We start from the raw sequence: 13245 nt of genomic DNA, 5'->3' as shown, positions 1-13245 counted from the left end.
ATCGTCCCGTTCGTGTCGACGGGGGACCGCGCGGACCGCTCCCCGGTCAACAAGGACGGGTGCCGCCCTCATTCCGGACCACCCCGTACCGGCCATCGGCCTTCGGCCATCGGCTCAACCGTGGGCGCCGGGGGGCCGGGGCGGGCCCATCCGCAGCAGGGTGATGCCGTCGCGTTCGGCGACCTTCCGGTAGCCGTACACCCGCTGGGCCCGTTCCAGTTCGGCCGTCTGCTGTTCGGGCGGATAGGGCCAGTGGCCCGCGTGGTAGGGCCAGGCGGGCGGTGCGTGGCGGTCGTGGACGATCCACTCGGCGGTGGGGCGCGGCAGCCGGTCCCGGGCGTACTCGTACAGCCGCGCGTGCACCGGGAAGGACGGGAAGAGGACGACCTCGGTCCGGGAGGTGAGCTGCGGTACGAGCCGGTTGGTGGCGGCGACCGTGGCGCCGTCCGGGATCCTCGCGAGCACCTGGCGCGCCGCCGCGACGTGCTCGCCGGTGCGCCAGGTGGCGCGCTGGGCCAGCTGGGCGAGGGGGAAGCTGGGCAGCATCACGGCGGTCACGGCGAGCGCGGTGACCAGGGAGGCCCGGATATGGCGGGCGGCGGGCGACCGCGCTCCGGACCCGGGACCGGCCGTGGCGGGACCGGGGGTGACGGGACCGGGGGTGCGCCAGTGGCGCAGCGCGTCGATCAGCCCGGCGGTCACGATCGGCATCAGCACGGCGCTGTAGTGGAACGACGTACCCCAGTGGAAGGCGTTCTGGGACAGCATCCGCCAGGCGAGGGTGGGCAGGGCGAGCAGGGCGAGCGGGGAGCGCAGGGCGAGCAGGGCGGACGGCGCGAAGACGAGGACCAGGGTCATCGCCTTGATGTCCGGGCGGAGGGCGTCCAGCGGGGCGAAGGCGATCGTGGTGAGGAGGGAGCCGTGGGCGCCTTCGCCGAGGTTCTCGCCGTGGGCGTAGCCGCCCGCCGGGTTGAAGGCGGGCAGCAGAAGTTTGATCTCGACGGCGCTGGCCGCGATTCCGGCGGCCGCGGTGAACAGTCCGAGCCGCCGGGGCCCCTTCCAGACGAGGTACGCGCCGACGGCGGCGAGGGTCAGTCCGAGGTCCTCCTTGACGAGGACGAGGGGTGCCGCCCAGAGGACGGCCGCTCTCCAGCGGCGGCGGCCGAGGGCGGTGACGGCGGCCGAGACCAGGGGTACGGCGAGGGCGACTTCGTGGAAGTCGAAGGCGACGGCGGAGGCGATGCCCCAGCTGAGCCCGTACACCAGCGCGACGGCATGGGCGGCACGGCGGCCCAGGACTTCGGCCGCCCAGCCCGCGAGCGGGACGACGGCGACGGCGAGGAGTGCGGCCTGGGCGAGCAGCAGGGTCAGCGGGCCGGGCCAGATCCGGTACAGGGGGGCGAGGACGGCGATGGCGGGGTGGAAATGGTCGCCGAGGAGGTTGAAGTCCTCGCCGCGCAAGGGCACGACGGGCGGGCGCAGTTGGGCGTAGGCGCGGACGGCCTGCTCGAAGATGCCGAGGTCGTAACCGGTGGTGCGGATGAGCAGATGGCGGCGTACGGACACGGTCGCATAGAGCGCGAAGAGCCCGGCGGCCCAGGCCCAGGGGAGCAGCGCGGCGGGGAACCGGGCGGCGGGGCGCGGTCCGGGCTCCGGCGCGACTGCGGGCGCGGAGCCGGAGGTGCGGGGACGCAGCATTCCGCGCCACGCTGCCGTGTTGTCAGAAAATGTCCGCATAGATGCGGATGCTAGACGGGGTTGACGGTCGGGTTCGTACCGCTAGGCCGTGTCGTCAAAGGGGAGTGCTCGGGAAATCCCGACAACGCCGGGGGCACGCCTCCCGGGCTACCGCCCGGGGGGACCCCCGCCCGGGCCCGGAGGGCACAGGGGAAGAGTGTGCGTGCCGGGCGTCGCGGGCCGGGCGGGATTCCGACGACACGGCCCAGGGGCGTGTTCCAGAAGCGTGCCCATCGGGTGCGGTACGGAGTGAGGGCGGCCGCCCTGCCCGGTCGGGGCGGCCGGGGCCGGGCGGGGGTGCCGGGCCAGGGGTTCAGGCGGCGGCGGACATCGCGCCTGCGACCAGGCCCGTGAGCGCCCCCGCCATCATGAACGGGCCGAAGGGGATCGCGTCCCGGCGCCCGGCGCGCCCCCGGATCATCAGCCCCACTCCGTACCCGGATCCGAACAGGAATCCGGCGAAGGCACCGGTCAGCAGGGTCGGCCAGCCGTACCAGCCGAGGACGGTGCCGAGGCAGAGCGCGAGCTTCACATCGCCGAAGCCGAGGCCGCCGGGGTGGAGGAGGAACAGGCCGAGGTAGGCGGCGCCGAGCGCGAGCCCGCCGAGTGCCGCCGTGGTCCAGGAGCCCGCCGCGCCCGGCAGTGCCGCCGCCGCGCCGAGCAGTCCGGCGGCCACGGCGGCGAGCGGCAGGGTCAGTTGGTCGGGCAGCCGGTGGACGCGGAGGTCCACCAGCGCCAGCACCAGCGCGAAGGGCACCAGCAGCAGCCAGACGGCCAGTTCGGGGCGGGGGCCGGTGGCGGCGGCCAGTACCGCGCAGACCACCGCGCCCGCCGCGGCGGGAACTGCCGCGGCTCGCCGGGTGCGGCACTCCCCCGCGTCCGGACCGGACCCGCAGCCGGGCCCGCCGACCCAGCCGCGCGCCGGGCCGGCGAAGGGGTGCCCGGCCGGGCAGACGGCCCGCCATGCCTCGTCCGGTTCGACGGCGAGCCGGTACACGGCCCGGGGGACCAGCAGTCCGGTGCCGGCGCCCCACAGGGCGGCTACGGCGATCAGGGTGACGTACACGGCTCAGAGGGTAGGCCGCGGGACGGGACCGCAGCGGGCGGTTGACCGTATGTCCCCGGCCGCTACGGTCGTCCGTCATGGGAAGAGTGCGGCGGGAACGGCGGCGGCGGTGGTGGTGGCAGCGGCGTCGGCTGCGGTGCGGTCCGGGGACCCTGCGGGTCGTGGGCGGCCGGGCGGTGGACGGCGGGCCCGGGGACGGTCCGGGGATCCCGCTGGAGATCGCCGCTTCGTACGGAACGCGCCGCCGGGGCCTGCTGGGCCGGGACGGCGTCACCGGTGCGATGCTGCTGACCCCGTGCAATGCCGTTCACACCCTGGGGATGCGGTTCGCCGTCGATGTGGCGTATCTGGACGCGGAGTTCCGGGTCGTCGCCCGGCACACCCTGCCGCCCCGGCGTCTCGCGCTGCCCCGGCCCCGGGCCCGCCATGTCCTGGAGGCGGCGGCGGGGGCGATGGAGGAGTGGGGAGTGCGGCCGGGAGTACGGCTGGTGGTGGAGCAGGGAGTCCGGTGACCCGGATCGGATGACCGTCGTCTGATCGTCGGCGGGGTGGTGGACTGGGGCGGGACGGACTCGGGCGGGGTGTTCTCCGGCGGTGTCGGCTTCAGGCCCTGCCCGCTCGCCGACGGATCACCGCCGAAGCACGCGACCGGAGCGGCCGGGAGGACCGGGCCGCAGGACCTGCGCCGCTAGGTTCCCGGGCGGTTGACACCCACGGGTTCCCCCACCGGGGGTCGTCCCCTCTCGCGCCACAGCCCGTCGCTGGAGAGGGTGTCCAGCAGCCGCTCACGGGCGTACACCCAGGTCAGCTCGGGGAAGGCGTAGTGGGCCGAGTCGTTCTCCCACCGGACGATGTCGATCAGATGGCTGTCGACGAAGCTCTGGAGCAGGCGTTCCACGGTGCGGCTGTCGCTGCCGAGGAGTTCGACGACGGACTCGGCGGTGAACTGTTCCGGCGGGAGGATGCTCAGCAGCCGGAAGACGCTCCGTTCCACCCGGCCGAGCCGCTCGTAGCTGAAGTCGTACCGGGACCGTACGTCGAGTTCCCCCAGCCGCAGATCGTCCAGCAGCTTCTCGGAACAGGCCAGTTGCAGGACCAGGCTCGACAGGGTGAGCCCCGGGCTGCCGCTCAGACGGCCGCCGATGCACCGTACCGCCAGGGGCAGACCACCGACGGTCGCGACCAGTTGTTTGGCGGCGCGGCTCTCCCGCTTGACCCGGGCGGCCCCGATGATGCGGGACAGCAACTCGCTGCCCTCCGCCGTGTCCATGGCGTCGAGGTTGATGTTCCAGGCGCCGCCCAGACCGTGCAGCCGCCGCCGGTTGGTGATGACGACGGCGCAGTGCGGATCGCCGGGGAGCAGCGGTCGGATATCGGCCAGCGACGATGCGTCGTCCAGCAGGATCAGCAGCCGCCGGCCGACGGTGGTGGACCGGAACAGCTTGGACCGTTCCTCCAGGTCGGGGGGGATCTCGGACTCCGCGACACCGAGGGCCCGCAGGAATCCATGGAGCACCTCCGAGGGGTCCCGGCCCGTGCCCATGGAGTCGCACAGATCCGCGTAGAGCTGTCCGTCCTCGAAGAACGGCCGGACGGTGTGGGACATATGCACGGCGAGCGCGGTCTTTCCCACGCCCGGCATACCGCTGATGACCACGACGGCGGTGGCGGTACGGGGGTTCTCGCACTCCTCGTCCCGGGCCAGGACCGCCGGGGCCTGGTCGATGAGGGACCGGCGTCCGGTGAAATCGGTGAGGTCCGCGGGGAGTTGCGCCGGGACGGGCCTGCTCGGGGCGGCGGGCCGGGGTGCCGCGGGCACCGCGGGCGGAACCGGCTCCCGGGTCACGGAACGTGCGGCGGCGACCTGGAGGGGCTCGGCCAGAACGGGCCGCCGGCGCTGTTCGTACGGCGCCCCGACCGTGGCCTCCGACAGCAGCGCCTGGTGGAGCGCCCGGAGCTCCTGCCCCGGTTCGAGACCGAGGTTGTCGATCATGCTGCGCCGCAGCACCTGGTAGACCTCCAGCGCCTCGTGGCGCCGCCCGGAGCGGTGGAGCGCGATCATCAGCGCGGCGTGCACGTTCTCGTGGAGCGGGCGGCTCAGCACGAGGGACTTCAGTTCGCTGATCAGCTCCTGGTGGCGCCCCAGCTGGAGATCGGCCTCGATCCTGAGGTTCAGGGTGCGCTCCCGTAACTCCTCCAGTCGCGTCACATAGGACGACAGAAGGCCGCCCGGAACGACATCGACCAATGCGGAGCCCCGCCAGAGTGCCAGCGACCGCTGAAGTACCTCGGCGGCTCCCGCCGGGTCTCCCTTTTTCAGCAGCAACCTGCCCTCTTCGGCTTCCACTTCGAATCTGTGGAGATCGGTGCAGGAATCGGGAATGGCCAGGGTGTACCCCCCGGGCCTGGTTAAGAGAATCTCATCGGAATTGCGCGCCGTGAGGATTTTCCGAAGTTTGTAAATGTAGGTCTGGAGGGTAGTCATCGCACTCGCGGGAGGCGCGCTCTCCCAGAGTTCGTCAATCAGCTCCGAGGTCCGTACCAGGGTGTTTCGCCGCATCAGCAGAAGGGCAATCACCTGACGCGGCTTGGGTGCAGTGGGTACCACATTGCGCTGACCATCGAGTATTTCTAACGGTCCAAGTATCCGGAAGTCCATCTCACGTCCCCCGCCAGTGACGTTGCATTTTTGCAAGAGATTTCCCCTTCCTTTGTACCAGTTAAACCTTTCTACTGCGACAGGACAAGGTTCATTCAACCCTTCCGGCGCACACTTCGCGCCACAATCCACAACCCCTGACCATTGGGCAATCCGGGTCCATTCGGACACGGAAAACGGAACGAGATCATCCAGATGGTTTTCATCCGGAGGATGGTCTGAAGCATTCCGAACCATGCTTCAATCTTCAATTGAAAGCTCACGGAAATCTTCCGGTTACATTCAGTGGAAATAGCCGTCGGGGCAACACAACGGCCGGAAATCGCGGGCGGGCGGGGGCCCGGGCGGCGCCGGACGCCGTACGGGCGGAGGCCGCTTCGCGGGTGCGCATCCGGGCCGGATCGCCCTTCCCGGGCGTCGTGGTCCGGTGGCGCACACCCCGCGTCCAGCGGACGACACCGCGGACGGCCGGTCCGTACCGGCCGTCGTGGAAACGCCGCCCGAGGGTGCCGGGACGCGGACCGCGCCGGCAGCGGAGCACCGGTGTCCCGGCCCGGACTCTCCACGGTCCCGGCCCGACGTGGCGAGAACTGCACGCTCCATGCGGTCGCCCCGGGCCGACCAGCTGCCGTCCATGTGCTTCACGCTCCGCTGTCGTATGACGGCGACCGTGCCCGACGGGACACCATCGCATGGGGTCGTCATGCGCTTAACCATCGGAGCTCATCCTCGAAGAACGGTCGAACCCGGCTCCAGATTCCATCTGGATGCATGCGTTCCGCCGAGCGGCCACCAGGGCTCCCCCAGCGGTGCGTGCGCCGCGGCGAAGCAAACCGCCGTGAAACGGATCGGCGGTCCCGGCGCGCCCGGGGAGGTTCAGGGAGATTCGAGGTCCCTGCTGGCCGCCCGCACTGTACTGAACCGTGCGCGCGGCGGAACAGCCGCCGTCACCGGAACGCCCGGAGTCACCGGTACGTCCGCCCTGCCCCGACACACCGCCGACGCGGAGGACCGCGTACCCAGCGGCACGGCCTCCCTGTCCCTCCCGGCACAAAGGAGCCCTGGTGTACCGATCCGTCCCGCTCTCCCCGTCCCCGCCCGCTCCCCGTACCCTCCCGGCCCGGCTCCTGAGGTCGGCCCTCGCCGAGGAGAGCCGGGTCCACCGGCCGGACTCGTTCGCCACCTGGTTCGCCGCCGCCCGCGAGCGGTCGGGGCTCCGGGTCGACCGGGTGCGGCTGGACGGTCTGCGGGACTGGGACCGGGATCCCCGCACAGGCACCCTGCGGCACCGCAGCGGCGGTTTCTTCACCATCGGCGGGCTGGATGTCCGGTTCCCCTCCGGTCCGGTGCCCCACTGGCAGCAGCCGATCATCCACCAGCCGGAGATCGGCATTCTCGGCCTGCTGGCCAGGGAGTTCGACGGGGTGCTGCACTTCCTCATGCAGGCCAAGGTCGAACCGGGGAACCGGAACCACCTCCAGCTCTCCCCCACCGTGCAGGCCACCCGCAGCAACTACCTCCGGCTGCACCAGGGGCGCGCGGTCCCCTATCTGGAGTACTTCCAGGACAGGTCCCGGCACCAGGTCATGGCCGATGTCCTCCAGTCGGAACAAGGCGCCTGGTTCTTCCGCAAACGGAACCGGAACATCGTCCTCGAAGTCACCGAGGACATCGCCGTCGGGGAGGACTTCCGCTGGATGACACTCGGCCAGATATACCGGCAGCTGGCGGCCGAGGACATCGTCAACATGGACACCCGCACGGCACTGTCCTGCCTCCCCCTCACCGGTGGTGACACCGACGGCGCTCCGGAGTCCGGCGACGGCTTCCGCGACGCCCTCGTCCGCTCGTGCGCCGGGGAGCCGGGCGGTGCGCACAGCATGAACGACCTCCTGAGCTGGATCACCGAGCACCGCGCCCAGGGCGATCTCACGACCGGCCCGGTCCCGCTCAACGGACTGAGCGACTGGCACAGTTCGCCGGAGCGGATCTCCCACGCCAGCGGCCGTTTCTTCTCCGTGATCGGGGTGAACGTCTCGGCCGGCACCCGCGAGGTCGGCGGCTGGGCCCAGCCCATGGTCGAACCGCACGGGACCGGTCTGATCGCCGTGCTGGTGAAGGAGATCGACGGCGTACTCCACGTCCTGATGCAGGCCGGCGCGGAGCCCGGCTATGTCGACGGGGTCGAACTCTCCCCCACCGTGCAGTGCGTCCCGGAGAGCTACGAGGTACTGCCCGGTGCGGCCCGGCCGCGCTACCTCGACGACATGCTGTCGGCCCCGGCGGACCGGATCAGGTTCTCCTGCCTGCTGTCCGAGGAGGGCGGCCGGTTCCACCACGCCCTCAACCGCTACCTCGTCGTCGAGGCCGAAGGCGACGCGGGAGCGCTGGAGGACCGGGACCACCGCTGGCTGACGCTGCACCAGCTCGGCGCGCTCCTCCGGCACAGCCACTACCTCAACGTGCAGGCCCGCAGCCTGGTCGCCTGTCTGCACAGCCTGCTCGCCCCGCGGCCGCGCTGAGCCCGGGAGGGGCCGGACGCGGACGGGTGGTGGCGGCCCACCGGGCTCACCGGTGGGCCGCCACCACCCGTCGTCGTGGCCGCGGCGGACTCAGGCGGACCGCAGGGCGCGGTCGATCGCCAGACACTCGGCGTAGTCCGGCAGCAGACCGTCCGACGCCGCCTTCTCCAGGGTGGGCGCCGCCAGGTCGCGTTCGGACAGGATCGGCTCGATATCACCGGGGATGGGCAGGGCCAGCTCCGGGTCGAGGATCGACAGCGCCAGCTCGTGCTCCGGCACATACTCCCCGGAGAGCAGATAGGAGACGACGGTGTCGTCCTCCAGCGCGACGAATCCATGGGCCACGCCGACCGGGAAATACACGGCGCGAAACGTCTCGGTGTCCAGGAGCACGGCATCCGAACGGCCGAAGGTCGGCGACCCCACCCGGATATCCACCGCGATGTCGAGCGTCTTTCCGCGCGCACAGTACACGTACTTGCCGCAGCCCGGTGGGGTCAGCGTGTAGTGCAGTCCGCGGACCACACCCCGCTGCGACCGGCTGTGATTGGTCTGGGCGACGCGGAAGAGCGTATTTCCGGTTGCGCCAGAGAACGCCGACTCCTGGTAGGGGGAGAGAAAGATGCCACGCTCGTCATCGAACACCTGCGGGGTGAATTCGATTGCACCCTCGACGGACAGTTCCCGCGACTGCATGGTGGAAGCCATAACAGACTCCGATTCAAAGCCGTATGTTGTCGGTCTGCGATCCGTGTGCACCTGGTCCCGTGTCCGGCATGCCAGGATTCGGTGTTCTCCACCGGGCCCGTGGGCTGTGACGATGATGGTCCCGGTGTCTCGTACGCGCCTCAACGACTGCTGGACGGCGGGGCGCCGCACCGGGGTCCCGGCGCGCCCGGGACCCGGACGGCGGCCTTCCCGGCCCTGCCGGAAGGAATCGAATCCGCGTACGGTTTCATCCAGTCGCGCTCCATCCGGTGTCGAGCGCATTCGCAGGACACCGTCGGACGATGAGGGGCCGGACACACCCATTCCGTTGCCGTCGCGGCGGCGGAGGCGCAACCGTCTCGTCATCCTTTCGCAATCCGTCGGAATTTCCTGGGAGCGCACGTGGACAAGACAACGTACAAGGCCCATGTCGCAGCGGCCTTCGACCGGGCCGCGGGGTCCTACGACCGGCTGGGGGTGACCTTCTTCACCCCGATGGGACGGCGCCTTGTCGAACGGGCGGCCCCGAAACCCGGGGACCGGGTCCTCGACGTCGGCTGCGGCCGGGGGGCGTGCCTGTTCCACGCCGCGTCACTCGTCGGTGATTCCGGCCATGTCCTCGGCATCGACATCGCACCGGCCATGATCGAAGAAGCCCGGGCGGAGGCGGCGTCCGACGGAGTCGGCAATGTCGAGCTGCGGGTGATGGACGGGGAGTTCCCCGAACTGCCGGCCCGCTCCTTCGACATCGTCACCGGCAGCTACAGCCTCATCTTCTTCCCCGACGCCCGGGCCGCCCTGCCCCGCTATGCCGAGCTGCTCGCCGACGGCGGGCGCATCGCCTTCACCAGCCCGGTGTTCGACGACGACACCTTCCCCTTCCTCCCCCCGGTCTTCACCGAGCTGATCCCGCGGTCGCTGCTGGAGAACCTGCCTCCGCAGTGGCGGCCCGAGGAGCTCTCGCGCCGCTTCAACAGCTGGCTGGCGAAGGAGACGGACCTGCGCCGGGCCCTGGAAACGGCAGGGTTCCGGGATGTGGAGATCGCCGACGAACCGGTCGACCTCGTCGCACCGTCCGGCGAGGCCTGGGTGGCCTGGTCCCACACCCAGGGCATGCGTCTGCTGTGGGAGCACCTGCCCGACGACGACCGGGAGCGGCTGCGGGTCCGGCTCACCGAGGCGCTGGACGCCATGCGCCGGGACGGCGGGCCCCTGTCCATCGAGACCCCGGTGCGCTACGTCACCGCGGCCGTAACCCGTTGACCTGCCTGTATCCGACGAAGGGCCGTCCGTCATGAGGTTGCTGATCACCGGTGGCGCCGGATTCATCGGTTCCCACTATGTGCGGAGCCTGCTCACCGGCCGCTACCGCGGTTACGAGGACGCGCAGGTGACCGTCCTGGACAAACTCACCTACGCGGGCACGCTCACCAATCTGCCGGGCACCCATCCGCGGCTGACGTTCGTCCGGGGCGATATCTGCGATCGCGAGCTGCTGCTGGACCTGCTGCCGGGCCATGACGCCGTGGTGCACTTCGCGGCGGAGTCCCATGTCGACCGCTCCATCGCCGGCTCCGCCCCCTTCGTGACCACCAATGTCACGGGCACCCACACCCTGCTGGACTGCTGCGTCCGCACCGGGGTGAGCCGGTTCGTGCACATCTCGACGGACGAGGTGTACGGGTCCACCGACGAGGGCGCCTTCTCCGAGCAGTCGCCGCTGGAGCCCAACTCCCCCTACGCGGCGTCCAAGGCGGCGAGTGATCTGCTGGTGCGGTCCTTCCACCGGACCCACGGCCTGTGGACCTCGGTCACCCGCTGTGCCAACAACTACGGGCCCCACCAGTTCCCCGAGAAGGTCATCCCGCTCTTCGTCACCCATCTGCTGGACGGCAGGAACGTGCCGCTGTACGGCGACGGGCTGCATGTACGGGAGTGGCTGCACGTCGACGACCACTGCCGGGCGGTCCAGCTGGTGCTGGAGTCCGGCCGGGCGGGCGCCGTGTACAACGTCGCCGGTGGGCGGGAGCTGACCAACCGGGAGCTGACCCGCCTGGTGCTGGACGAGTTCGGCGCCGGCTGGGACCGGGTGGACCAGGTCGCCGACCGCAAGGGCCACGACCGGCGGTACGCCCTGAATGCCGAGCTGATCAGGGCGGAGCTCGGCTTCGAGCCGCTGATCCCGTTCGAGCGCGGTTTCGCCGAGACGGTCGGGTGGTACCGCGACAACCGTACGTGGTGGGAGCCCCTCGTCAGCCGTACGGCCGGAGCCGTACCGGCCTCGGCTCCGCGGCTCGGCTGAGCCGGGCCGTACCGTCGGGAAGGGAGGGACGGCCGCGGCCGTCCCTCCCTTCCCGACGTGTCAGTCCCGCTCCGCGAGCACCAGATGGACGCTTCCCCCGACATAGACCCCCCACTGGGACACGGTGGCCCGGAAGCCGAGGCCCGCCAGTCGGGAGACGACCCGGCCGAGCCTGCCCTCGATGTCGTGGACCTCCAGCAGGACCCGCCGGATACGGGGCCAGCAGCCGGGGTCGATACCGTCGAGGACGTCGAGTTCACCGCGTTCCACATCGACCTTGAGCAGGCCCACCCGGTCCACGCCGTGCTCCGCCATGACGGCGGTCAGCGTGGTCACCTCGACCGGGATCCGCTGGGTCACGGCGAAGGTCCGCCGCACGACCTCGCGGGTCTGTATGTCCGCGTCGATGTTGTCGAGGTGCGCTTCGAGATTGCGGGTGTCGTCCTCGGCGTCGGCGTACAGGGTCGACGCCGACGCCACGTAGGGGCGGTAGATCAGCTCGGACTTCCCGGGCGCGGCTCCGAGGGCCTGCCGGTAGGCGGTCGCCCCCGGCAGATGGCGGGCGAGGTTCTCTTCGAGGCAGGCGTACGCCTTGGGGGCGGGCTCGAAGGCCATCAGGCGGCTTTCGGGCGCGAGCCGGGCGAAGAGCAGCGACGCCAGCCCGATATGCGCGCCGACGTCGATGACGGTCTCGTCGGCGCCGATGCCCTCGGCGGCCCGTCGGTAGGGTTCGGCGCTGCTGATCTCCTCCCAGAGAGTGTGTGCTTCGGCTTCCTGAACCGCCGACACCACGCGGCCGTCGGGCAGTTCGCACCGGGCAACAGGGAGGTCGGTGGGCAGTTCGTCCGGGAGATCCCACTGATTCGACATGCCGACGACGCTTCCGCACCGGTCTCGAAGAGCGCACGAAGAGCACTGGTTCACCGTGCCCTGCGGGTGGGCACGTCAGGCGCCGTGCCGGTGCTCCGCGGTCATCTTCTCCAGAACCGGCACCACTTCGTTGGGCGTCGGCATGGCCCGGATCTCCGTACGGAGCTCCCCGGCCCGCTCGGTGTACGAGGGCTCGTCGAGCAGTCGGAGAATCTTCTCCCGCAGCACCTCGGCGGTCAGATCGCGGGCGGAGACGGCCAGGGTGGTGCCCGACTTCTCGTACTCCTCCCCCATGTCCTCACTGACCCACTCGTAGCCGACGATGACGACCTGGGGCACTCCGTGCAGATCCGCGGTCGCCTTCGTCTGGTAGCCCGCGTGGTGGACGATCACCGAGCACGACGGGGCCAGTTCGTTGAGCGGGACGAAGTCGGTGGTGCGGATGTTGTCCGGCAGTTCGGGCAGGGCGTCGCGCTGGGCCGGGTCGAGGGCGGCGATGATCTCGACGTCCAGTCCGGCCAGACTGCGGAAGAGGGCGGCGAGGGTCTCTCCCAGCCGGAACCGTTCGGACTCCTCGCTGGTGATGGAGGTGCCGAGGGTGACGCACACCCGCCGGCGCTCCACCGGTTCGTAGAGCCACTTCGGCACCACACAGCGCCCGTTGTACGGAACGTAGCGCATCGGCACCGTGGGCAGGTCGAGCTCCTGGCGCAGGCTGCCGGGCCGGGTGTCGACGACCCACTGGCCCGTCAGCATCGTCTCGTCGAACCGGCGGTCGCTGCCGAGGCGTTCGAGCGTCCAGTCGATCCACTCGGCCGTCGGGTCCTCGCGCAGCGGCTCGGGCTGCTGGTCGCGGTGGCGTACGAAGTGTCCGCGGGTGCTCATCTGGAGCGCCAGCTCGGGGCCGGACACCAGACGGGCGTGGGCCGCGCCGACCGCGGTGGCGGTGATCGCCCCGGCGATGGAGAAGCTCTCCCAGATCACCAGGTCCGGCTGCCAGCTGCGGGCCGTCTCCACGAGCTGGTCGATCTGCGCGTCGTTGTTGAGCGGCTGGTAGAGCGCGGGGACCACCATGTTCTCGTAGGCGAGATGGTCCTCCCAGGTCGCTTGGGAGGGGTCCTGTTTGCTGGTGCCGATCTCGTTGAAGAGGGAGATCGCCTCTTTCTGGAAGTCGTCGAGCTGTTCCCACAGGGTCGGCGACTCGATGGGCACCGCGGTCAGGCCCGTATGGGTGACGGTGTCGACGAGCTGTGCGTTGCAGGCCGCCTGCACCTCGTGGCCCGCGGTGCGCAGGGCCCAGGCCAACGGAACCATCTGGTGGAAGTGATTGCCCTCGATGGAGGTGAACAGGACTCGCATCGCCGGATTCCTCTCTCTGTCG

The 13245-nt window shown here is 70.7% G+C and carries 10 protein-coding genes; 4 read left to right on the top strand and 6 right to left on the bottom strand.

Features of this window, described 5'->3' with window-relative positions:
* Nucleotides 1–114: 114 nt before the first annotated feature.
* Both B7R87_RS21890 and B7R87_RS21885 read right to left on the bottom strand, forming a co-directional pair.
* Nucleotides 115–1737 (bottom strand): DUF2079 domain-containing protein, encoded by a 1623-nt coding sequence (locus tag B7R87_RS21890; RefSeq protein WP_233168901.1) that lies wholly within the window; start codon nucleotides 1735–1737, stop codon nucleotides 115–117.
* 313 nt (nucleotides 1738–2050) lie between these two features.
* On the bottom strand, nucleotides 2051–2803 hold the full coding sequence (locus B7R87_RS21885) for a prepilin peptidase (protein WP_130584862.1): 753 nt from the start codon (nucleotides 2801–2803) through the stop codon (nucleotides 2051–2053).
* Between the two features lie 77 nt (nucleotides 2804–2880).
* On the opposite strand from B7R87_RS21885, the gene B7R87_RS21880 reads away from it, so the two are divergent.
* Nucleotides 2881–3315, top strand: a complete 435-nt coding sequence (locus B7R87_RS21880; RefSeq protein ID WP_078902152.1) for a DUF192 domain-containing protein — start codon at nucleotides 2881–2883, stop codon at nucleotides 3313–3315.
* A gap of 176 nt (nucleotides 3316–3491) precedes the next feature.
* On the opposite strand, the gene B7R87_RS21875 is transcribed toward B7R87_RS21880, so the two are convergent.
* Nucleotides 3492–5462, bottom strand: coding sequence for an AfsR/SARP family transcriptional regulator (locus tag B7R87_RS21875; RefSeq protein ID WP_040914531.1), 1971 nt, complete (start codon nucleotides 5460–5462; stop codon nucleotides 3492–3494).
* Nucleotides 5463–6526: 1064 nt separating this feature from the next.
* Between B7R87_RS21875 and B7R87_RS21870 the strand changes: the two genes are divergently transcribed.
* On the top strand, nucleotides 6527–7984 hold the full coding sequence (locus tag B7R87_RS21870; protein ID WP_006346889.1) for an NDP-hexose 2,3-dehydratase family protein: 1458 nt from the start codon (nucleotides 6527–6529) through the stop codon (nucleotides 7982–7984).
* 90 nt (nucleotides 7985–8074) lie between these two features.
* Here B7R87_RS21870 and B7R87_RS21865 read toward each other — a convergent pair whose 3' ends face one another.
* Nucleotides 8075–8692: a dTDP-4-dehydrorhamnose 3,5-epimerase family protein gene (locus tag B7R87_RS21865; protein WP_006346890.1), complete on the bottom strand. Its 618-nt coding sequence runs from the start codon at nucleotides 8690–8692 to the stop codon at nucleotides 8075–8077.
* A gap of 402 nt (nucleotides 8693–9094) precedes the next feature.
* On the opposite strand from B7R87_RS21865, the gene B7R87_RS21860 reads away from it, so the two are divergent.
* Together B7R87_RS21860 and rfbB are read left to right on the top strand one after the other, a co-directional pair.
* The gene (locus B7R87_RS21860; RefSeq protein ID WP_006346891.1) at nucleotides 9095–9955 is read left to right on the top strand and encodes a class I SAM-dependent methyltransferase; all 861 of its coding nucleotides are present in this window, start codon (nucleotides 9095–9097) and stop codon (nucleotides 9953–9955) included.
* A 31-nt stretch (nucleotides 9956–9986) separates the two neighbouring features.
* Nucleotides 9987–10994, top strand: a complete 1008-nt coding sequence (gene rfbB / locus B7R87_RS21855) for a dTDP-glucose 4,6-dehydratase (RefSeq protein WP_006346892.1) — start codon at nucleotides 9987–9989, stop codon at nucleotides 10992–10994.
* A gap of 60 nt (nucleotides 10995–11054) precedes the next feature.
* On the opposite strand, the gene B7R87_RS21850 is transcribed toward rfbB, so the two are convergent.
* Entirely contained in the window at nucleotides 11055–11864 is an 810-nt protein-coding gene (locus B7R87_RS21850; protein WP_006346893.1) for an FkbM family methyltransferase, read from the bottom strand.
* 75 nt (nucleotides 11865–11939) lie between these two features.
* Nucleotides 11940–13223 carry an activator-dependent family glycosyltransferase gene (locus B7R87_RS21845; RefSeq protein ID WP_006346894.1) on the bottom strand — a complete coding sequence of 428 codons (1284 nt, stop codon included), beginning with the start codon at nucleotides 13221–13223 and terminating at the stop codon, nucleotides 11940–11942.
* Nucleotides 13224–13245: the final 22 nt, after the last annotated feature.

This window comes from Streptomyces tsukubensis (genome assembly GCF_003932715.1).
GTDB classification, from domain to species: domain Bacteria; phylum Actinomycetota; class Actinomycetes; order Streptomycetales; family Streptomycetaceae; genus Streptomyces; species Streptomyces tsukubensis.
Note: the sequence above shows the minus strand (reverse complement) of the source record. Positions and strands in the feature narration are given on the sequence as shown.